The organism is Kordia antarctica, from assembly GCF_009901525.1.
Classification (GTDB): Bacteria; Bacteroidota; Bacteroidia; order Flavobacteriales; family Flavobacteriaceae; genus Kordia; species Kordia antarctica.
The window spans coordinates 228,391-250,104 of the sequence record NZ_CP019288.1; the positions used below are offsets into that span (position 1 = coordinate 228,391).

Sequence of the window (21,714 nt, forward strand, 5' to 3'; positions counted from 1 at the left end):
ACATGGAAACCGCAAAAAGTATAAATCCCGCAACTGGCGAACAAATAGCTGAATACAATCGTATTAGCACAAAAGAAGCAGAAAATAAAGTCGCAAAAGCAAACGAAGTATATCAAACTTGGAGAAACAAAAATTTTGAAGAACGTGCGAAATTAATGCACAAACTTGCAGACGTTTTAGAAGATAATAAAGAAGAATATGCGCAGTTGGCAACCAAAGAAATGGGGAAAATCATTGGGCAATCGCGCGGAGAAGTAGAAAAATGCGCTAACATTTGTCGCTATTATGCTGATAATGCAGCAGAATTATTAGCAGATACAAATGTAGACACAGAAGCCTCTAAAAGTTATGTGACGTTTCAACCGATTGGCGTTGTATTGGCGGTAATGCCTTGGAATTTCCCGTTTTATCAAGTCATTCGTTTTGCCGCACCAGCAATTATGGCAGGAAATACAGGCGTTTTAAAACATGCATCCAACGTACAAGGTTGTGCATTTGCATTGGAAGAAGCGTTTGAAAAGGCAGGTTTCCCGAAAGGAATTTTTGCAAACCTAAATATTGGTTCAGATGCTGTAAAAGCAGTGATTGAAAACAAACATATCAAAGCTGTCACCTTAACAGGAAGTGAACCTGCTGGACGTTCTGTTGCTTCCATTGCTGGAGAAAACTTAAAGAAAACCGTGATGGAATTGGGCGGAAGCGACGCGTATATCATTCTAGAAGATGCCGATTTGGAAGAAGCAACCGATTTGGCAACATTCGGACGTTTGCAAAACAACGGACAAACGTGTATTGCCGCAAAACGTTTTGTAGTGTTGGATGAAATTTACGATGATTTCTTGACCATATTCACGAAGAAGATGAAAGATAAGAAAATGGGCGAACCAACCGAAAAAGACACGTTTTTAGGACCAATGGCACGAAAAGATTTGCGTGACGAGTTACACGAACAAGTAGGAAAAAGTGTTTCGCAAGGTGCACGATTGGTTTTAGGAGGAAACATTCCTGATAGTAATGGCGCGTATTATCCTGCGACAATTTTGGCAGAAGTAAAACCAGGAATGGAAGCATTTGATAATGAACTTTTTGGTCCTGTAGCTTCGGTTATTAAAGCGAAAAATGAGAAACATGCTATTGAACTTGCCAATAATTCTAATTACGGTTTAGGTTCAGGTGTGATTACTGGAGATAAAAAACGCGGCGAAAAAGTTGCATTGCAATTGGAAGCAGGAAGCAGTTTTGTAAACAAACTCGTAGTTTCTGATCCAAGGTTACCATTTGGTGGAATTAAAAATAGTGGTTACGGACGCGAACTTTCTAGTTACGGAATTAGAGAATTTACGAATACAAAGTCTATTTGGATTGATTAGATTTAGTATTGAGATTTCTTTGTACTAAATTCAGTATCACATAACAAATCTAAAAGCAAAATTTTAGTTTAAAAGTTTAGAGGTTTATAAGGTTATTCCATCGAGTAAATAATTCATTTATCAACATATCAACATATCAACATATCAACAATCCAAAAGCGAAGCGAGTCTAAGAAGTCTAAATCAAATTTTCATTGACAAAATCGCCAAACACATTTTAATTCCTTGCGAAATATTTCCAATTCGAATATTTTCATTTGGATTGTGTTGATTGTTGTCCATATTTACCATCGGAACTATAATCGCAGGAATATTTAAGACTTTTATCGCAGGCGTAATCGGAACAGTTCCGCCCATAGTTCGAATTAGAATTGGAGTTTCGCCAAATTCAGCTTCTAACGTTTCTCGCAGTTTTGTACCAATAAACGAATTGATATCTGTTCGAAAAGCATTTACACCAGCATTCATTTTCAGCGTAGCAATTCTTGAATATTGTAACCGTTCTGCATCAGTTGGTTCGCGATCTAACACTAAATATCCTTGATTTTCTATGTGCTTTTTTATTTTTTCTAATTGATTTTCGCCGTCAGTTTCTTTTACCAAACGAATATCTAAATACGCGGTTGCAATTTCTGGAATAATCGTTTTCAACCCTGGACCTTTCCAAGAAGTTTCTATATGACGCACATTTAATGACGGATATTGCAATGATTCTTGGTAACTGCGTCCAACACTATCTATCTCTACAATTCCCAAATCAGCTTTCATCTTTTCGTTATCATCTGGAACTTGCGAAAGTAATTGTTGTGTTTTTTCATCTAAAGTAATTCCATCATAAAAACCATCAATTAATACTTTTCCATCGTCACTTTTCATACTTGCTAATAAATGCGACATGTTAAACACAGGATTTGGCGCATAGTTTCCATAATGTCCACTATGTTGCGGCAATTTAGCGCCGTAAATTGTTATAGAACACGTAGCAATCCCTCTGCAACCAAACGTTAACGTAGGTTTGTTGGTTGGATGCGCTGGTCCGTCCATAATAATCATATAATCGGCGGCGTAGCGATTTTTATACGTTTCAAGTGTGCTTAAAAAAGCTTCAGATTGTGTTTCTTCTTGTAAATCAAGAATAATTTTTACATTATATTTTAATTCTTGTTGTTGCTTTCGCAAGAATTCCAACGCGGAAAGCATCATAATAATTGGTGCTTTGTCATCTGCTGCTGCGCGACCAAATACACGCCAATCTGGATTTATATGCGTTTTAATTCGCGACCAATTGATAATTTGCCAAACGCCTTCTGCATCTTGTTCTTTCAATACAGGACGAAACGGATCTTTCTGATTCCACTTTGCAGGATTCACGGCTTGTCCATCCAAATGCAGATAAAATAAGATCGTTTTCGCGTTTTTATCAACTTGCTTTTCAGCCAGAAACACAGGTAAAGTTGTTGTTTCTAACAGCGAAACTTCAAAATTGAGTTTTTCAAATTCTTTCGTCACCCAAGCTACATTTTTTAGCATGTTTTCTTCATCCGAAGCAACATTTGGAATACTAACCAATTCTCGATGTTTTTGAAGAATACTAGGAAGTTCTTGCTGAATTTTTTCATCCCAATTTGTTTGTGAAAACGCCAAATTACTACCTAGAAAAACGAGTGAAATGAGGCAGATTTTAAATTGAATTTTCATAGTTGTAAAGTATATATTTTTAATATTCGAGCACTTCTCGATAGCTCTGCTGAGTTTATCGAAGTGCAATTTTTTATCAAAAATCACTCGAAGTGACGTTTGGTTATTAGTATTGAGATGTTAGTTTCCAGTATTAAGAGATCTTACGATTCACCTTCACATCTATATTTTCAGAGCACTTCTCGATACAATTTTTTTCAAAAATCACTCGAAGTAACGTTTGAAATCATCAAGAAAAATTAACTTTCATTAAACATTAAACATTAAACATTAAACATTAAACATTAAACATTAAACATTAAACATTAAACATTAAACATTAAACATTAAACATTAAACCAATTACAATACATACTTCTCAAAAATATCTTCCAATTCAATCGAAGGATCATGACATAAGCCAGAATGTGTTGGCGAGCATAATATCATCGTGCTTTTTGAAGCTGCCAACCAACGAAAACGATCAGAAATTTCAAATGCTCCAATTGCGCCGCCATTTGGAGTTCCTTTACAGATGAATTCCCAAGCTTTTAGATATTCGGTTAACTCTTTCCGAGTGATTTCGCATGAAAATGCAGCTAATTTTTCAGCATCAATATGATATTTTAAGCCTAGAAATTTCTTTCGTTTCGAGAATACGATCACACCAATATTAAAGAATTCTTCACGCTCTACTTTAGGCATGAATCGTATAATTGCGTATTCGAAAGTGACTTTATCTTGCATGTTCCGCTTCTTTTACGAGTGAATCAATCATAGCAAGTTTTGCTTCCAAATATGTAATATATGCAGTTCTCATTTCGTCAGGCGACAAATCATCGGATTCGTGTTCTAGCCAATCTTCAGGAATTGCCTGAATGATTTCTGCTATTTTTTCTTTCGTAAGTATCTCCAAAAAATCTTTCGCAACTTCCTTTAATTCTGTTGCTTGCGCCAATAATACATGATCTTTAATTAATGGAAATGTGCGTGTCAAATGGTTTTCCCAAGTTGCCCAATTGTGATGAAAGTAAAAACTTGCGCCGTTGTCAATAATCCACAATTCAGTATTCCAAGTGAGTAAATTGGTGTTTTTTACGGTTCTATCAATATTACTAATCAAACTATCTAGCAAAACCACTTTGGAAGCAGTTTTTGCATCTACAGTAGTGACTAAAGGATCAAATGTAATGGCGCTTGATAAAAAATGTAATCCCAAATTAAGTCCTACACTAAATTTCAGCAAATCTTGAATTTCCTCATCGGGTTCGGTTTTACTGAATGAATCATCTAAATTCATAAAGACCAATTCAGGAATTTTCAAACCTAGCGCACGCGCCAATTCACCACCAATCAATTCGGAAACGAGCGGTTTTTTGCCTTGTCCTGCGCCTCTAAACTTTAAGACATACAAAAAGCCATCATCAGCTTTTACAATAGCAGGAAGCGATCCGCCTTCGCGCAACGGTTTTATATATTGAACCACATTTACGGTTCTGATATCAATAGTTTTCATTACTGCTAAGATAGAAAAAGTTCAGAGTTTGTTTTGAATGAAAAAATATTCATTTTGTAATATGCTTTATTCGTGAATAATAATTATTTATATTTGATTCCTTATGAAGAAAATTTTTGGATATATATTTTTAGTATTAGGCGTTTTTTTTGGTTTATCATTGGTAGTACAATTACCAAAAATGATTATAAACATCATGAATGTGTTTAGATCTGGAACAAGCAACGATTTCGCTTATATTATGGGGCAACTATCTTTTTTCCTTGTATTTTCAGCCGTAATTTTCTTATTAATTAGAGTTGGATTGAAATGGATTTCTAAAAAAGATACGACAAAAGAAATCCATGATATTGGGCGTAAGTAATGTTTGTTTTTCATACACAATATTGCTTTAAATTTATTTCTTGGTATCTATAATTGTTTGAATTTCAGTAGCTTATTAAATTTCTTGATTAAAAGTTTGAATAAAAATATCTCCTGTTCAAATGTTAATTACGGTATTCCCGTAAGTGGTTATTATTTTAGTTTTATAACTTTATTCTAAATTAACTTTAAATTCTATATCATGTTAAAAAACATTTCAAATTTGGGTTCTGTTTTGAATAAATCTGAACAAAAATCTATTAATGGAGGAAAAGCTAAATGTACTCTAAATTATTTATGGTGTCCACCAGGATGTGTATGTTACGTGGATCAAGTAAATTGTGTACTTGTACAAAAATGCGACACAAACTCTTCTTCTTCTTAAAATTTCGTAAAGCGATCTTCGGATCGCTTTCTTGTTTTATTATTCTACTGATTAAGTGTTAATTACGGTGTTCCCGTAAGTGGTTAATGTTTTGTTTTTGTACTTTTATTATCAAACCAAAACTATCTATCATGAAAAAAAGAAATTTAAAAACATTAAAGCTTAACAAAGATTCTGTTTCTTCATTAGCGAATGAAGTAGTAAAAGGCGGAGCTTTTTCTGACGGTCCAATGTGTCAGACTCAAGAACCCGAATTTTGTAATTGGACATACAATAATTGGTGTTGCGGTGATACTGTTCCAAGATAATTTTCAATATTAAAAGCGATCTTCGGATCGCTTTTCTTTTGCTTTCTGTTTTCATAATTACCGATTTATTAGGCATATTTTAACAATTTGCAGGTCAGAAGTTAATCATGTGTTAAGTAATTATAAATGTGTAACATTCTACATCATATTTCGTCTATTAAGTGTAAATAAAAATTATCATTTAAGCGAAATAATTAAAAAACATTAATATGAAAACAATAAGTAATATAGTACCTGCAGAGACTAAAATAGGAGTCACGACAAAAGTATTCAGTAACTCAAATTCTATTGCATGGAATTTGAAAAGGCGTTTTAGATAATTCTAACTTTTATAAGCGATCTTCGGATCGCTTATTTTTTCACATTAAAAGAACGCTAATTATTTTTTACTCTCCGATTTATTACTACCAATACTACTTCGACCTAAAATATAACCAGAAATACCACCAATTAGCGCAGAAATCTCTTTTCCTCCAAGAACTCCCGTAATTCCGAATAGAATAATAGCAATAATAATAGAGAAAATGGTGATGAATTGTAAACCAGCATCTCCAGAAAAAATCGTTTTTCGAATCTCGTCATCTCTATACGCTATAATAAAAAAGCCAATAATCACAATCGCAACCAAAAGCGCAAATGACCAACTGATTTGCTTTTTAAAATTTTGACTCACATAAGACGTATTATTCAATTCTGTAACCTTTGTTCCAACACTAGAAAGTTGATCCGTTTTCTTTAAAATTTCCTGTACCTTATTTTCAATAATTCTTCGAAATCCTTCGGTTACGGTCATAGATTCCATATCATGTAATTCTTGTCCGCCAACACTTCTGAGCTCAGGAAGTACAATTTTTGACTTAATTTCTTCCAAACGCTGAATATACTCTTTGTGTTTTTTCGAAATAGAATCTAAATTATTCTCTTTAGTATTTAATCGATTGTACTGTCTAATCAATCTTTCAAGACTTTGCGATCGTTCTAACTCAGTAAAAAGCCCGCTGATTTCATACATACTAGCATACATATCTCCAATAATTCGTAACCTTTCATCTTCTAATTTACTAAAATCATTTATATTATTGACATTTTCTTCTAACTCCATAGATTCATTATCTATTTGGGAATAAAGAGGATTGTGAATCATTATTAATGCAATGATAATCAGTAGTTGGGTGGTTAGTTTTTTCATTTTTAAAATAAGTTTATTAGTAAAGTTGAACGTTTGATATATCTATTTTCTAAATGTATTGATTTCTTTCACACTGATACTCTTTTTGTTACAATAACAGAACAGAACCTATTATTTGTAATCATTTATTGAATCTACACGTTTTAAAAGACCACATATGACATTAAGATGTTAAATTTACACAGACAATAAAAAGATTATCTAAAATCTGCGTAATTTCACAATCTAAAATCAAAAGCTTGCCAACACTATCCAAACACATTAGTTCCTGTATTCTACTACTTTTAGGATTTTCAACAACTGTATTTGCGCAGTTTTCCGTTTCCGGAATTGTCATAGATCAATCCAATACAATTCCCTTAGCCAATGCGACAATCACAGATTTTGATACGAAAGTAAGTGTGCAATCTGATGCTAAAGGAAAATTTTCAATCATAACTAAAACAATTGATGTTCGGTTAGTTATTTCATATAAAGGTTATCAAACACAAATTATACAAATCTCATCTGGAGAAAATCCAATCATTGCGTTGTATGCAACTTCAAATGCATTGGACGAAATTGTGATCAACGCGAATACAATCAATCAAAAACTTCAGAAAGCTTCGGAAGCTATTACAATTGTTACTTCATCAGAAATTAACAGTGAAAATACAGTACAATTAGCTCCAATATTAAACAGAGTTCCCGGTGTTTATATGCAAAGTGGTTCGTTAAATACAAACAGAATCACAATCAGAGGAATTGGCGCAAGAAGTCCTTTTGGAACGGCAAACATTCGTGCATATTATGCAGACATTCCATTAACAGACGGAAATGGCGAATCGGCAATTGAAGACTTAGAATTGGCTTCTATTTCGCGCATGGAAATTCACAAAGGTCCGTCTTCAAGTAGTTATGGCGTTGGTTTAGGCGGAACAATTTTGTTATATCCTGAATATGCAAAATTTAATGCGTCAAGCGCGAATATATACAGCACGATTGGAAGTTACGGATTATTCAGAACCGTTGCCAAACTCTCGCATGGTGGCGAAAAAGCGAATGTAAACGTTATTTATAGCAACACACATTCCGATGGTTATCGTGATAACAATTCCTTAGACAAAGCAACTGCGACAATAACAGCTAATTGGTTTATAGATGATAAAAATGAACTTTCGTTTATCGGAAACTACACAAGTCTTAAAGCGTTTATTCCAAGTTCATTAAATAGAGAAGATTACGAAAACTCACCAAGAAATGCCGCAACTTTCTGGAAAAATGCACGTGGTTTTGAAGATTTCAAAAAAACACTATTTGGCATAAACTGGAAACATGATTACAACGAAACATACACACAAAAAACGAGTGTTTTTACAAGTTTCAATAACAATTACGAACCGAGACCTTTCAATATTTTGGAAGAAAAAGCAAGTACTTTTGGCGTACGAACACGTTTATTAGCAACAAAAAACTTTGATGAAAGTTCACTAAAATGGTCGGTTGGCGGCGAATTGTTTTTCAATAATTACAATGGAAAGCAATTTGACAATTTATACCAAGATTTCCCTGATGGAACAGGAAGTGTTGCAGGCGATATCTTATCAAACATAGACGAAAACAGAAACTATTTCAATCTCTTTGCGGAAGCAATTTATACACGAAAAAAACTGTCAATTAGCTTAGGATTACATTTAAATCAAACCAACTATACAGTTGAAAATCAAATTAATACTTCGGAAGGTGAACAAGCGTATAAATTTGACGCGATTATTTCCCCAAAACTTGGAATCAACTATGAAGTTTCAAACAATTTCAATCTATTTGGAAGTGTGGCGCATGGTTTTTCTACACCAACCACGGAAGAAACATTATTGCCCAATGGCGTTTTTAATCCAAACATAAAAGCAGCACGTGGCTGGAATTTTGAAATTGGTTCTCGTTTTCATACAACTAACAGAAAATTATCAGGTTCAGTTTCCATCTATACAATGGCTGTGAGCGATTTATTAGTGAATCGCAGAACTGAAACAGATCAAAACATAACACTTAACGCAGGAAAAACTTCGCATAACGGAATTGAAGCTGCAATTCGGTATGAACTCTTTAAAAGTGAGCATTTCACGCTCAATTCGCATGTAAATGCAAGCATAAACGATTACACATTCAAAGAATTTACGGAAACAACTGCAAATTTTTCTGGTAATGACTTAACAGGAGTTCCAAAATCTGTTGTAAATTTAGGAATTGAAATAACAACGACGAAAGGTTTTTATGGACGACTCGATTTTCAAGCCGTTGGAAAAATGCCCGCGAATGATGAAAATAGCGTTTATAGTGAAGCTTTTGAGTTGTTAAATGGTAAAATTGGCTATCAAAATACAATTGGTTCTCAGTTTTCCTATGACATTTCGCTTGGCGCGAATAATATTTTTGACACCAAATACGTATCACAATTACAAGTAAATGCATTTGGAAATGACACAAATGCACGTTATTTTTATCCTGGACTTCCGTTGAATGCATATGGCGGAATTCAATTAAATTATAGATTTTAAAACTTAACTATACAACCATGAAATTATCAATACGTTTACTCATCTTAGCTGGATTGTTCTTTATTTCTTGTGGAAAAAAACAAAAAGAAGTTGCGAAAGTAGAAATTGAACCTGAAATTCCATTAGTTGCTGTTCAAACAACAGAAGAAATTGTAACAGATCAACAAAACTACACGACCGAATTAGTCGTTGACGGAATTGATATTCCGTGGGGAATGACTTGGTTGCCCGACGGAAGTATGTTGATAACGGAACGAGCAGGAACGTTGTATCATGTAAAAGACGGAAACAAAACAGCGATTAAAAATGTGCCTGAAGTTTTTGCGAAAAATCAAGGCGGATTGTTAGATATAACATTGCATCCAAAGTACACTGAAAATGGCTGGATTTACATCACATATTCTATCGTAGCTAAAAAAGGAAATGGAAGTCATACGGCGTTAATCAGAGCAAAATTGAAAGATAATGCGTTAGTGTCAATTGAAAAATTATATCAAGGAAGTCCAAATATAAAAACGGCGCATCATTTTGGTTCGCGAATTGTGTTTGACAATGACGGTTATGTTTATTTTTCTATTGGCGATCGCGGAAAACGTGACGAAAATCCACAAGATATCACAAAAGATGGCGGAAAAGTATATCGTTTGCACGATGATGGACGCGTTCCGACAGACAATCCTTTTGTTGGAGAGAAAGATGCAAAAACAGCTATTTACTCGTACGGACATCGGAATCCGCAAGGAATGGCGTTACATCCGCGAACAGGACAAATTTGGGTTCATGAACATGGACCACGCGGCGGAGATGAGATTAATCCTGTGACGAAAGCCGTAAATTATGGTTGGCCAGTTATTACGTATGGAATCAATTATAGCGGAACTACGATTACAGAAGAAACTGCTCGTGAAGGCATGGAACAACCTTTATATTATTGGGTTCCATCAATCGCGCCAAGCGGAATGGCATTTGTAACGAGTGATGTTTATCCTGAGTTAAAAGGACATTTATTAGTTGGTTCGTTAAAGTTTCAATATTTAGAATTTTTAACGTTGACAAACGATGAAAAAGTTGCCAACAGAGAAAAACTACTCGACGGATTTGGTCGTGTGCGTTCGGTTCGTCAAGGTCCAGATGGATTTATTTATGTTGGAATTGATGGAAAAGGAGTGTATAAATTAGTATTGAATTCTGGTAAGAAAGAAGCACCAAAAACTACGGAAGATACAGTTGAAACAGAAAAAATTACAGAAGAAATTCCCGTTGAAACTCCAATCGTAACACAAGAATTTGATCCAAAAGAAATGGCAGCAAGTACAAAACGTGGAAAAGTTATTTATGACAACGTTTGTGTGCAATGTCATATGGCAAATGGAGAAGGCGTTGCGAATGTATTTCCGCCTTTGGCAAAATCTAATTGGTTAAAAGATAAAGTAACTGAAAGCATCCGATCTATTAAATACGGATTGCAAGGAGAAATTACCGTGAATGGTGAAAAATACAACAGCGTCATGTCGCCACTTGGACTCAGCGATCAAGAAGTTGCAGATGTAATGAATTATACGTCTAATGTTTGGGGAAATATCAGCGACCAAATGTTTACTGCGGAACAAGTGAGTAAGGTGAAAAAGAAGTAGCTTCGGCTCCGCTCAGCTACCTTTTTTTTTGAAACGTTAGTATGAAGAATTTTTAATTTTGAAGTAATCTGTGACTTTTATGTAACAGATTGCTTCATTTCGGTTCAACTCAATGTAAAACATTTCATTCATAATGTCAACTATTTATAACCTCTTTTTTAGATGGTTTTTTTATAATTTTCCAAGATCGCGATAGAATTTGAAATCGGTTTTCTATTACAACATGGCAAGTACAATTTCTTTGTTGAGTTTTATCATTTGTGCATCAACATCTAACTTTTCTAATCCTTTTGAAGTAATAATTTCGAGTTCAACATTCATCTTTCTTGGGATGTATTTTCGTAAAAAGCGTACTGTTTTTTTTAGAGCATCTGATGTTGACGCATTTGCAGAGCTAAGTTCACCCAAAATAGACGTATTTACAATTAATACCAAATAAGCTTACATTTTCATCATTCATAGAATTCGATTGATTTTTTGAGTGACTTCATGTAATTGATAAATGAATTTTTGACACTAATCTTTCATCACAAAAACACAGTAATAATTATAGTTTATTTTAACTGAAAACTTTCTAAAATGAACGCAATCGAAACAATTTTAGACTTATACCATTTGAAAATGTTGTTTACTAAAAATGTAGAAAAACAATTTTTTTGTTCTAGAATAAGTAATAACTTGAAACCTTTGAAATTCATCAATATTATTTTCCATGATAAAACAAATTCTGCTTTTATGTCTGTTGCTTTTGAACAGTTTGCTTTTTGCACAACAAACCGAAATTGTAGATTTTAAAACCGCCAAAGTAGATGTTGTATTGCGTCCACAATTGAAAGAAATTGGCATTGATGTTTTGTATGAGTTTGAGATTTTGAAAGATACAGATTCTATTTATTTAGACTTGCGAACGTTAGATACCTATAAAGTGTATCAACAAAGTTTTGAAGGAACACATCGTTATTCAGACAAAAAAATCATTTTTAAAAGTAAGTTTAAAAAAGGCGAAAAACATTCTGTCGGATTGGCTGCTTTTACACATCCGACAAAAGCAATGTATTTTATTGATTGGAATGAAAAAGAAGGCAGAAAGCAAGTGTGGACGCAAGGTCAAGGAAAATATATAAGCAATTGGTTGCCAAGTTTTGACGATGTGAATGAGAAAGTTGAATTTGATTTTAGCATTACGTTTGATAAAGATTTCGAAGTGATTGCTAATGGGAAATTACTTAAAAAAGAATCGCCCAATGATTCGTTGACGAAATGGTATTTTGACATGAAGCAACCGATGAGTAGTTATTTGGCGGCAATTGCGATTGGAAAATACAAAAAGAAGATTGAAATTTCTAAGAGTGGAATTCCGCTAGAAATGTATTATTATCCAGAAGATGAAGCAAAATTTGAACCTACATATCGCTATACAAAACAAATTTTTGATTTTTTGGAAGAAGAAATTGGCGTTGCATATCCGTGGCAAAATTATAAGCAAGTTCCTGTAAAAGATTTTTTGTATGCAGGAATGGAAAATACAAGCACGACACTATTTTCAGATAGTTTTGTAGTTGATAGTATTGGTTTTGTAGATAAGAATTATGTAAACGTTAATGCGCACGAATTGGCGCATCAATGGTTTGGCGATTTGGTCACTGCAAAAAGCGGCGAACATCATTGGTTGCAAGAAGGTTTTGCTACGTATTATGCGTTATTAGCTGAGAAAGAAGTTTTTGGAGACGATTATTTTTATTGGAAATTATACACATCTGCATTGCAATTACAAAAATTGAATGACGGAAAAGGCGAATCGGTAATGAATCCGAAAGCAAGTAGTTTGACGTTTTATCAAAAAGGAGCTTGGGTTTTGCATGCATTGCGAACAAAAGTAGGAGAGAAGCCTTTTAAAAAATCGGTTCAGCGATATTTGAATCTGTATAAATTTAAAAGTGCAGAAACCAATGATTTTATCAAAATTGTAGAGGAAGAAAGTGGACAAAATTTAGATGCGTTTGTGAAAACTTGGTTGGTAAAAAAGCAGTTGCCTGATTATTTTTATAGTTTTGAACGATTATTAGCAATAGATTCAAGTCCCGATTTTAGTATGTATCAGTACTTAGGCGGAATGCCAGGCGCACCAGCACAAGTAGCTTCTTTTAGAAAATTTAAAACTTCAAAGGAAAGTGCTACAACTTGTGTCAATATTTCTCAGATATTCAAATTGTCACAGAATGAATTGGTTCAAAAAGAAGTGCCTATTTCTGAGGAATTGTTAGTGAATTTAGTTAAAAACGCACCAAAAGATAGTCCTTTAGCTAGTATTCAAGTATACAAAGAAGCTTTCAAAACCAACAACATCAAAATTCGTCAAGCAATTGCACAAACCTTAACTAAGATTCCTCTAGATTTGAAATTGGAATATGAAGATTTACTCAACGATGATTCGTATGTAACCAAAGAAGCTGCATTGTATAATTTGTGGTCGAATTTTCCAGAAAACCGTAAAAAATATTTAGAAGATACCAAAAATATACAAGGATTTAACGATCAAAGTTTCCGAATTCTGTGGCTTACATTGGCAATTGTAACGAAGAATTATAGCGGACATGACACGCCGCTTTTTTATAATGAACTTTCAGGTTATACACATACGAAATACCATTTTGAAGTACGCCAAAATGCGTTTGTTTTTATTAATGAATTGCAATCTTTTACAGATAAAAATCTCGCAAATTTAGTAAATGGCGCATTGCATCATAATTGGCGATTTGCAACGTTTTGCCGAAATTTATTAGATGATCTTATTAAAAAAGAAATTTATAAAACCAATTTTGAGCGCACTATGAATCTTCTCACAGAAAAAGAAAAAGCATATTTAATCAAAAAAATGAATACTAAATGAAAGCAATAGTCATTTCCGGTGGCGGAAGTAAAGGTGCATTTGCTGGCGGAGTTGCTCAATATCTTATAGAGGAACAAGATAAGAAATACGATATGTTTTTAGGAACTTCTACAGGCAGCATTATTGCGCCTTTGTTGGGTTTGGATGATGTGCCAAAATTGAAAGAAATATATACTTCTGTTAACCAACGAAGCATTTTTAGTAGAAATCCTTTTGTAGTGCGAAAGAAGAAAGGAATCACATTTGTAAGTATTAATTATTTGAATGTTTTTTTGCAACAGTTGAAAGGAAAACGAACCTTTGGCGAAACAAAAAATCTTCGAAAACTGATTAAAACAAAATTTTCAAAAGAAGAATTTACAAGTCTCAAAGCTTCAGGAAAAGAAGTCGTAGTAACCGTTACAAATCTTACTAAGAATAAAGTTGAGTATAAATCAATTAAGGATTATGCGTATGAAGATTTTTGTGATTGGATTTGGATTTCATGTAATTATGTTCCGTTTATGAGTTTGGTTACAAAAAATGGCGATGAATATGCGGATGGAGGTTTTGGCTGTATTGTGCCAATTCATGAAGCAATTAAAAGAGGCGCAACCGAAATAGATGCTATTATTTTAGAAGCAGAAACGGATGTAGAAAATAAAATTTTAGGAAGAAACCCGTTTTCGCTCATGGCAAATTTGTTTAGATTTATGATCAATCAAATAGAACGACATGATATTACTATAGGAAAGTTATCTGCTAAATTTAGAGACGTAAAGCTCAACCTTTATTTTACACCTACAAAACTCACCGATAATTCATTAGTTTTTAATAAAAAGCAAATGGCTGAATGGTGGGAACAAGGTTATGAATATGCAAAAATTAAGAATGAAACCGTTAAGGATTAACATATAAAGTAAGTGTTTACACCTAATTTTATAAAAATAATTAAAATAAACTTTTTTATAAGCTGTAAAAATTACTATTTTTAAGTTAAAATAAAAACCGATGCTAAAAAAATCTACCTTCTTTATTGTGCTATTTGCCTTCTTTCAATGTGCATTTGGACAGAATTTCAAATACATTCAAATAGAAATGTTTGACCAAACACCAAGTTTTAGTTTTGTTGGAGCACCAACTTATTATTATGATGCGCCACCTGGAGCTACGAATTATTCTAACGACGCAGGATTAAATGCGATACTGACAGGCAACAATGTAAATGCTTACGACAACATTGAATCAATACCACAAACAAGTGTTAATGGTTTTGCCAATTGGACATTAGTAGTGTGTGATAACTGCGATAATGTACAATTAGCCTCGGATTTAAATGCATATTCTTCAGTTATTAGAAATGCGTATCCATTAAATGATCGGATTTCATATAACCATATGTATGTAAGTATTCAAGATATTGCTATAGGAATTCCGACAGGAACAGATAATGGCGTAATTACTACAAATGACGCTGGACTCAATGCAATATTTGCAGCCAATAATGTATATTTTTATGAACAAGCAATTCCTGCATCATCACAAAATGCATTATTGAGAGTTTATAATTTAATGTGTGATTGTGATGCTAGTATGCTTGAAACACAATTGACAGCTTATAATACAGTTATAGAATTTGCAGAACGAAGGTATATTCAGTCACAAGCGTTAAGCACTACTGAAGTTACTTTTAGTGATGTAAACGTGTATCCAAATCCTGTTGAGAATACACTTTATATTAGCAAAACAAGTGCAATTGAAACATTAGAAATTTATTCGATTCAAGGACAAATGATACTCAAAAAAACGAATCAATTTGAAACCATTGATGTGAGTACTTTAAAAAGTGGATTGTACTTTTTAAAATTAACCGATAGTACTAATAGAAGCACTACTTTTAAAATAGTTAAGAATTAATTCTGGGATAAACCCGATTGATTACGTATTCAAAAAATCACCTACTTCTTTTTTAATAAACGCTAACGCTGTACTGCTTGGCGATTCTTGTTCCATCATTTCGGTGAGAATCACTTCGCGTAATTTATCGGCAGAAGTCACTTTTTCAGATAAACTAGCTTTTCTAACCAACTGAATCGTCGTATTTTTTGAAGCAATAATGATATTCCAACATTGATCGCTCATATAAATTTGTTGTGATAAGTTGTGATCAAACTCTTGTTCAATGCTCATAATGAGCAAACGCTCATACTCATTTACATCAGAAGAAGCTGGTGTTACGCGAATTAATAATTTTGTTGGTGTAATGCGTTCTAAAAATAACGAAAGTCGCTCATAGGCTTGCAAACGAATTGGCAAGGCTTCTTTTTGTGCATCTTTGTGCAATAAATAACGTCTTCTTTTGTCTTCATTCAACATGTGATCTCTAAAGAAAAAATAAGCAATTCCTCCAGTAATAATGGCAGGAACTGTATACATTAACAAATCAAAAATTTTATCTTCCATAAAAAATAGCAGTTTTAGCAAACTTAATACGTTTTTACTAACTGGGCAAATAAACATTTATTGTATGAAAGTGCTATTTAAATAAATGAAACACATGTTTCTTTCAATGGCGAGTTTGTTTGTGATACATAAGTTTTATATTTGAGTTGTACTTATTAATTCATAAAAATCCTCTCTCATGAAAGTAAAACTACATTGCATGTATGCATTCTTGTGCATATTATTTTTTAATGCTGTAACAGCACAAAACATTAATATTCCTAACTATGATTTTGCAACCGATTTAAATGGTTGGTCAATTGCAGGAAATAATATTAGCATGTCCAATTCTAATTCTTCCTACACAAGCGGCGTTTTGGCTATTGAAAATTCAAGTTTTAATCAAGAAACATTTGTAATAACGTCACCAACCTTTCCTTTATTCGCAAGTGATAACTATGTATTTTTTACAGAATACGGTCATTATTTCTTTGATGCAATGATGGGCGCATTTCAGATAAGTCAACTTTCTAGTGTTGTATTAAAAAATTCGGCAGGAACTGTTGTACAATCATTCAATCTAACCTGTTCAAATTATGGAGGCGGACCAGGCGCAATGGACTTTTGCGAGAGTTCTCCTTTTCTAATTGATACTACCGATAATTATTATCTAGAACTCACAGGAAGCGTCGGTAATTTAGATAGTAATAATTATGATGAAACCTATAATTTTGGAACTATCAACTTATACAAAGACAATTCGCCACACAGCGTACAAGGAAAAGTTACGTATGATGAAAATGCTGATAATTGTGCGACATCAACCTATACACCTTCTAATATTCTAGTAAAAAGTACGGCTTCAACAAGTGGAAATGTATTTTATTCAAACACAAATACCTTAGGGAATTATGGTTTTACTTTTGATGAAAATGGAACCGTTACAACGGAAATAGCGAACGCATCAATTACTTCAACTCCAGCAAATTATTCAAATACATTTTCGTCACCACAAACTATTAGTAATCAAAATTTTTGTATTACTTCTAGCATTGTTGGAACTGATGTTTCGGTAATTATTGTTCCGACAACAGATGCGCGACCTGGTTTTAATAGTAATTACAGCATTGTATACACCAATAATGGAGGAACTACCGCAAGTGGCGCAATTGATTTAATGTATGATAATACGTTGGTGAATCATTTGTCATCTTCTCCAACAGAAAATAGTTCAACGGCAAATTCTTTAAGCTGGAATTATACAAACTTAGCACCTTTTGAAACGAGAGTAATTAATGTGTTTTTTAACATTAATACACCACCAACGGTTAATAATGGTGATATTTTATCTTTTCAGGCTAACATAACTCCAATAGCAGAAACAAATACGGCAAACAACACATTCGAATTGCAACAAATTACCATTGGTTCGTATGATCCTAATGATGCACTCGTTTTACAAGGTCCATTACTAAACTATACGCAAGCATATGAAGATTTGTATTTCAGAATTCGTTTTCAGAATACGGGAACAGCTTCCGCGATTAACATTAATGTAAACACCATTTTAGATGCTGATTTAGATTGGTCAACATTTACGCCAGTATATGCTTCTCACGCATATGTTACAAACCTAAGTGGTAATAAAGTAAACTTTCAGTTTGATAATATAAATTTAGCAGATAGCACTTCTGATGAACCAAATAGTCACGGTCTTATTGTGTTCAAAGCGCGAACGACTCCAAGTTTTACCGTTGGAGATGTTGTAGAATGCAAAGCAGATATCTATTTTGATTACAACTTACCAATTATCACAAATACGGCGACAACTCAAATAGATGGAACACTTTCTTTAGAGAATGCGTCTGATAATGAAGCTACTTTTACAATGTATCCGAATCCTGTGAGAGATCAGTTTGAGGTTTCAATCAAAGAAGCAGCTACATTTACAATTACAAATATGAACGGACAAGAACTTCAAAAAGGTGTTTTACATACTGGAAATAATACACTTAATATGACAAACGCTTCAAGCGGAATTTACTTTCTAAAAGTGGTTTCAGCGAGTGGTTTTTCGACTAAAAAAATAATTAAGCACTAATTGAAAATGCATTCAGCACTGTTCATTTTTCAATTACCGAAGCTGTTGTCTAACTTTTCTGGTTCGCAGGAAATAACAATTTATAGCTATGTAATTTGCATTGTTATAGGAACAATAGTAGCCGCAGTATATACTTTATGGAACTCAAAAATAGGATTTGAAACAGCAAAACTATCAAACACCTTTTTTTATCTCATATTCGTAGCTGGATTTTTAGGAGGAAAGTTTTTCTATTACATGCAAAATCCTATGTTATACATAGATAATCCGGCTTTACTATTTGATAATTTTTCAGGCGGATTTGTGTTTTATGGATCGGTAATCACCATAATTCCTTCTATTATTTGGTATTTAAAAAGTGAAAAATCAAAGTTTTAACTGTGCTAATTATTTGTAACAATACGCTAATTAAAAACGCCTACATTTGTAACAAACGCCTAAAATACATTCTATTGAAACCAAAAAAACTCCATATCACTATATTCTGTATACTGTTATGGAGTTTTTCTTTTGCGCAACAATACACAAATTACACCACCAAAGATGGTTTACCTAGCAATCATGTGTATACAATTTTACAAGATGCGCAAGGCTTTATGTGGTTTTTGACCGATAAAGGAATGGTGAAATATAATGGCAGTAATTTTACAACTTTTACGACAAAAGATGGTTTGTCTAACAACGATGTTTGGGAAGCTTTTACAACGCCAGATGGAAAAATATGGTACTTTTCTAAAGCTTCTTCACTTGGATACATAAAGAATGATAGCGTCGTTTCTTTTCCAAACTCCACGAGAGGAGAAATCATAAATCCAACATATTCATTTCAACTAGGAAACGACATTTATCCTATGGGAACTAATAAACTGTATCATCTAAAAAATGGTACATGGAAAATTTTTTACACATTAAAAAATATTACTGATGATGAAGATGCTTACATACATGATTATACTAAAATCTTTCATGAAAATATAAATTATTTAAAGGTTCATTACAAAAATGAAAAATTTAGTATTCACGATCATGATCAGAAAAAACTTAAAGAAATTTATGCAAAAGAAATTTTACACAAACATACTGTCAGAGGTCAAATTACGGATAGTTTATTTTTTTGGACTTCAAATAAAATGTATTCGATATTAAATTTGAATACGCTAAAATTTAGCAGTTACAATTTTAAGGATGAAGTAGGAATTGAAGTAGTAAATTATTCAAGAATCAACTTAGTTGGCGATCAATTGCAAATTACGGGTACTGGTTTTGTGGGTTTTTTAGATGCTGATCTTCACATCAAAAATCCTTTCTATTTTCCATCAACGCTACATGCACATTTTGGTTTTGTAGACAACCTTAATACGGTTTGGCTTTCAACATTTAACAAAGGAATATACAAACTGCCATATCTGCAACAGCAAATAAAATATCTATTCAACGAAGATAAAATTCAAGGTTTTAATGTATTGAATGGCGAATTATATGCAAATATTTTCAACAAAGGAATTTACAAATTCGATCCGTTAAGAAAAGAATTTAATGAATTTATAAAGGTTGAAGAATATATTTTTAGTGCGAATGAAATAGAAGAACTTGGCAAAAATTATTTTACAACAAAGACAAAAATTTTCATTGAACATCACAATCAACTCACAACGGTAGATTTTAACGAGGGTCAAAAACAATCTGGTATACTGAACAGTTTGGCGCGAAAATTTATATTCTTTGAAGATTATTTATATGGCAATTTTTCTTTCGGAATTAACAAAATAAATACCAATGATGTATCTATTGAAAAAGAATACATTCAAAAAGGGACTACCGATATTCTAACCTTTAAAAATCGTTTGTTAATTGCTACTACAAACGGTTTGAGAGAGCTGAAAAATGATTCAATTCATTCCATATATTTCAAAAATAATACGCTTGATACATCTATTTTAAATCTAACAAAAATAACCGATCAATTACTTTTGATAAATACGGACGGATTTGGCTCATATCTCACAAATTTAGAAACCATACAGCCATTAAAAGGTTCGGAATTCTTAATTGTGCAAGATGCTTTTATTGAAGATAAATCGTTGTGGTTAGCTACAAATACTGGTGTTTTGCACTTTATTAAAAAAGATGAAAGCTACAAATTAAACCGAACATACAATCAGAATGATGGTTTACCAAATAACAATATCAATTCGGTATATGTAAACGAAACCGATTTGATCGTTGCTACAAATAGCGGATTGGCGATTCTGCCAAAAAATCAGAAAAAGCAAAGTCTTTTATTGGACGTTTTCATAAAAAAAGCAAGTTACAATTCGGAAACAATTACAACCGAAAATAATAGCTTTGCGTATGTAAATAACAATACGTTAAGTGTTGAGGTTTCGCGCATCGATTTCTCTGAAGATCAACATACAAGTTACACCTATAAATTAGAACCGATACAAAAAACGTGGAGTACTTCTGTTACGAATGTGTTCAACTTTAACGACTTACAACCAAATACGTATACGTTAAAAATTGCGTCAAATACGATTGAAAAACAAATCAGTTTTACCATAAAACCATTATGGTGGCAAACATTGTGGGCAAAAATAGGCGGAATATTTTTGCTATTGATTGGAATCGTATTTACGGTTTGGCGCATCAGTAAAAAAAGTCAAGAAAAGAAAAATGAAAAATTACTACAAGAAAAGCAGCTTTCCGAAATACAACTCAAAGCATTGCGTTCGCAGATGAATCCGCACTTTGTATTCAACTCGTTGGCTGCGATTCAATATTACATTAATAACAATGAAATAAAGGCTTCCGAAACATATTTAGTGAAATTTTCAAAGCTTATCAGACAGTTTTTTGAACTTTCAAAAGAAACCGAAATCAACTTGGAACAAGAAATAAAACTCATCAAAAACTATTTAGACATTGAAAAATTACGTTTCAAGGAAAAATTTGAATATCAAATCCATATTGATGATTTGCTAAATACAAAAACAAACAAAATACCAACGATGTTGTTGCAACCAATTGTTGAAAATGCGGTAAATCACGGAATTTTCAATAAAATGGACAACGGAAAAATTGATATTTATTTCAAATTTATTGATGAAAAAAACTTTCAAATTGAAATCGTTGACGATGGAGTAGGCGTTGTAAACACGCAAAACAAAGCAACTAAAAAAGTGAAATCTTCCAATGTGTTGGATGATCGCCTGAAATATTTAAACCAATCTGAAAACTGGAAAATTATATACAAAACAGAAGAATTGCATCCAGAATTGACAGATAAAGGAAACAAATCAACTTTTATAATTACACAATTATAA

At 32.9% G+C, this 21,714-nt stretch carries 17 protein-coding genes and 1 pseudogene; 12 read left to right on the forward strand and 6 right to left on the reverse strand.

What is annotated here, in order from left to right; genetic code table 11:
* Positions 1–2: 2 nt before the first annotated feature.
* On the forward strand, positions 3–1,370 hold the full coding sequence (locus IMCC3317_RS01055; protein ID WP_160127658.1) for an NAD-dependent succinate-semialdehyde dehydrogenase: 1,368 nt from the start codon (positions 3–5) through the stop codon (positions 1,368–1,370).
* Positions 1,371–1,553: 183 nt separating this feature from the next.
* Here the strand turns inward: IMCC3317_RS01055 and IMCC3317_RS01060 are convergent, their stop codons facing one another.
* From IMCC3317_RS01060 to IMCC3317_RS01070, 3 genes are all read right to left on the reverse strand, one after another.
* On the reverse strand, positions 1,554–3,068 hold the full coding sequence (locus tag IMCC3317_RS01060) for a M20/M25/M40 family metallo-hydrolase (RefSeq protein WP_160127659.1): 1,515 nt from the start codon (positions 3,066–3,068) through the stop codon (positions 1,554–1,556).
* Between the two features lie 342 nt (positions 3,069–3,410).
* The gene (locus IMCC3317_RS01065) at positions 3,411–3,794 is read right to left on the reverse strand and encodes a DUF3037 domain-containing protein (RefSeq protein WP_160127660.1); all 384 of its coding nucleotides are present in this window, start codon (positions 3,792–3,794) and stop codon (positions 3,411–3,413) included.
* The gene (locus tag IMCC3317_RS01070; RefSeq protein ID WP_160127661.1) at positions 3,784–4,563 is read right to left on the reverse strand and encodes a HipA family kinase; all 780 of its coding nucleotides are present in this window, start codon (positions 4,561–4,563) and stop codon (positions 3,784–3,786) included. Before IMCC3317_RS01070 ends, IMCC3317_RS01065 begins: the two co-directional genes overlap by 11 nt.
* A gap of 103 nt (positions 4,564–4,666) precedes the next feature.
* Here IMCC3317_RS01070 and IMCC3317_RS01075 point away from each other — a divergent pair, with 103 nt between their 5' ends.
* Together IMCC3317_RS01075 and IMCC3317_RS01080 are read left to right on the forward strand one after the other, a co-directional pair.
* Positions 4,667–4,927 carry a hypothetical protein gene (locus tag IMCC3317_RS01075; RefSeq protein WP_160127662.1) on the forward strand — a complete coding sequence of 87 codons (261 nt, stop codon included), beginning with the start codon at positions 4,667–4,669 and terminating at the stop codon, positions 4,925–4,927.
* 515 nt (positions 4,928–5,442) lie between these two features.
* A complete protein-coding gene (locus IMCC3317_RS01080) occupies positions 5,443–5,619 on the forward strand; it encodes a hypothetical protein (RefSeq protein ID WP_160127663.1) in 177 nt (58 codons plus the stop codon).
* Between the two features lie 379 nt (positions 5,620–5,998).
* Here IMCC3317_RS01080 and IMCC3317_RS01085 read toward each other — a convergent pair whose 3' ends face one another.
* A complete protein-coding gene (locus tag IMCC3317_RS01085; protein ID WP_160127664.1) occupies positions 5,999–6,808 on the reverse strand; it encodes a hypothetical protein in 810 nt (269 codons plus the stop codon).
* Between the two features lie 239 nt (positions 6,809–7,047).
* Between IMCC3317_RS01085 and IMCC3317_RS01090 the strand changes: the two genes are divergently transcribed.
* The 3 genes and pseudogenes from IMCC3317_RS01090 (at position 7,048) to IMCC3317_RS23630 (ending at position 10,979) form a co-directional block, all read left to right on the forward strand.
* Positions 7,048–9,345 carry a TonB-dependent receptor gene (locus tag IMCC3317_RS01090; protein ID WP_160127665.1) on the forward strand — a complete coding sequence of 766 codons (2,298 nt, stop codon included), beginning with the start codon at positions 7,048–7,050 and terminating at the stop codon, positions 9,343–9,345.
* Between the two features lie 17 nt (positions 9,346–9,362).
* Positions 9,363–10,526, forward strand: a pseudogene (locus IMCC3317_RS01095) (PQQ-dependent sugar dehydrogenase); the annotation flags it as partial.
* A 120-nt stretch (positions 10,527–10,646) separates the two neighbouring features.
* Positions 10,647–10,979: a c-type cytochrome gene (locus IMCC3317_RS23630; protein WP_228055044.1), complete on the forward strand. Its 333-nt coding sequence runs from the start codon at positions 10,647–10,649 to the stop codon at positions 10,977–10,979.
* Between the two features lie 216 nt (positions 10,980–11,195).
* Here IMCC3317_RS23630 and IMCC3317_RS01100 read toward each other — a convergent pair whose 3' ends face one another.
* Positions 11,196–11,414, reverse strand: a complete 219-nt coding sequence (locus tag IMCC3317_RS01100; protein ID WP_160127667.1) for a hypothetical protein — start codon at positions 11,412–11,414, stop codon at positions 11,196–11,198.
* Positions 11,415–11,691: 277 nt separating this feature from the next.
* Between IMCC3317_RS01100 and IMCC3317_RS01105 the strand changes: the two genes are divergently transcribed.
* From IMCC3317_RS01105 to IMCC3317_RS01115, 3 genes are all read left to right on the forward strand, one after another.
* On the forward strand, positions 11,692–13,869 hold the full coding sequence (locus IMCC3317_RS01105; RefSeq protein ID WP_160127668.1) for a M1 family metallopeptidase: 2,178 nt from the start codon (positions 11,692–11,694) through the stop codon (positions 13,867–13,869).
* Positions 13,866–14,759, forward strand: a complete 894-nt coding sequence (locus IMCC3317_RS01110; RefSeq protein WP_160127669.1) for a patatin-like phospholipase family protein — start codon at positions 13,866–13,868, stop codon at positions 14,757–14,759. Before IMCC3317_RS01105 ends, IMCC3317_RS01110 begins: the two co-directional genes overlap by 4 nt.
* A 100-nt stretch (positions 14,760–14,859) precedes the next feature.
* Positions 14,860–15,765 carry a T9SS type A sorting domain-containing protein gene (locus IMCC3317_RS01115; protein ID WP_160127670.1) on the forward strand — a complete coding sequence of 302 codons (906 nt, stop codon included), beginning with the start codon at positions 14,860–14,862 and terminating at the stop codon, positions 15,763–15,765.
* 21 nt (positions 15,766–15,786) lie between these two features.
* On the opposite strand, the gene IMCC3317_RS01120 is transcribed toward IMCC3317_RS01115, so the two are convergent.
* Complete coding sequence (locus IMCC3317_RS01120) at positions 15,787–16,311, reverse strand: DUF7935 family protein (RefSeq protein WP_160127671.1); 525 nt, start codon at positions 16,309–16,311, stop codon at positions 15,787–15,789.
* A 178-nt stretch (positions 16,312–16,489) separates the two neighbouring features.
* On the opposite strand from IMCC3317_RS01120, the gene IMCC3317_RS01125 reads away from it, so the two are divergent.
* The 3 genes from IMCC3317_RS01125 to IMCC3317_RS01135 all read left to right on the forward strand — a co-directional run bounded on the left by IMCC3317_RS01125 (position 16,490) and on the right by IMCC3317_RS01135 (position 21,714).
* Positions 16,490–18,391: a T9SS type A sorting domain-containing protein gene (locus tag IMCC3317_RS01125; RefSeq protein WP_160127672.1), complete on the forward strand. Its 1,902-nt coding sequence runs from the start codon at positions 16,490–16,492 to the stop codon at positions 18,389–18,391.
* 6 nt (positions 18,392–18,397) lie between these two features.
* Positions 18,398–18,769, forward strand: a complete 372-nt coding sequence (locus tag IMCC3317_RS01130) for a prolipoprotein diacylglyceryl transferase family protein (RefSeq protein ID WP_160127673.1) — start codon at positions 18,398–18,400, stop codon at positions 18,767–18,769.
* Between the two features lie 74 nt (positions 18,770–18,843).
* Positions 18,844–21,714 (forward strand): sensor histidine kinase, encoded by a 2,871-nt coding sequence (locus IMCC3317_RS01135; RefSeq protein WP_160127674.1) that lies wholly within the window; start codon positions 18,844–18,846, stop codon positions 21,712–21,714.

Bases quoted from the DNA above. Each gene is read 5' to 3' on its own strand.
- IMCC3317_RS23630 (WP_228055044.1), top strand. From the start codon at position 10,647: ATGGCAGCAAGTACAAAACGTGGAAAAGTTATTTATGACAACGTTTGT.
- IMCC3317_RS01110 (WP_160127669.1), top strand. From the start codon at position 13,866: ATGAAAGCAATAGTCATTTCCGGTGGCGGAAGTAAAGGTGCATTTGCT.
- IMCC3317_RS01055 (WP_160127658.1), top strand. From the start codon at position 3: ATGGAAACCGCAAAAAGTATAAATCCCGCAACTGGCGAACAAATAGCT.
- IMCC3317_RS01075 (WP_160127662.1), top strand. From the start codon at position 4,667: ATGAAGAAAATTTTTGGATATATATTTTTAGTATTAGGCGTTTTTTTT.
- IMCC3317_RS01115 (WP_160127670.1), top strand. From the start codon at position 14,860: ATGCTAAAAAAATCTACCTTCTTTATTGTGCTATTTGCCTTCTTTCAA.
- IMCC3317_RS01120 (WP_160127671.1), bottom strand. From the start codon at position 16,311: ATGGAAGATAAAATTTTTGATTTGTTAATGTATACAGTTCCTGCCATT.
- IMCC3317_RS01085 (WP_160127664.1), bottom strand. From the start codon at position 6,808: ATGAAAAAACTAACCACCCAACTACTGATTATCATTGCATTAATAATG.
- IMCC3317_RS01065 (WP_160127660.1), bottom strand. From the start codon at position 3,794: ATGCAAGATAAAGTCACTTTCGAATACGCAATTATACGATTCATGCCT.
- IMCC3317_RS01105 (WP_160127668.1), top strand. From the start codon at position 11,692: ATGATAAAACAAATTCTGCTTTTATGTCTGTTGCTTTTGAACAGTTTG.
- IMCC3317_RS01080 (WP_160127663.1), top strand. From the start codon at position 5,443: ATGAAAAAAAGAAATTTAAAAACATTAAAGCTTAACAAAGATTCTGTT.
- IMCC3317_RS01070 (WP_160127661.1), bottom strand. From the start codon at position 4,563: ATGAAAACTATTGATATCAGAACCGTAAATGTGGTTCAATATATAAAA.
- IMCC3317_RS01130 (WP_160127673.1), top strand. From the start codon at position 18,398: ATGCATTCAGCACTGTTCATTTTTCAATTACCGAAGCTGTTGTCTAAC.
- IMCC3317_RS01125 (WP_160127672.1), top strand. From the start codon at position 16,490: ATGAAAGTAAAACTACATTGCATGTATGCATTCTTGTGCATATTATTT.
- IMCC3317_RS01060 (WP_160127659.1), bottom strand. From the start codon at position 3,068: ATGAAAATTCAATTTAAAATCTGCCTCATTTCACTCGTTTTTCTAGGT.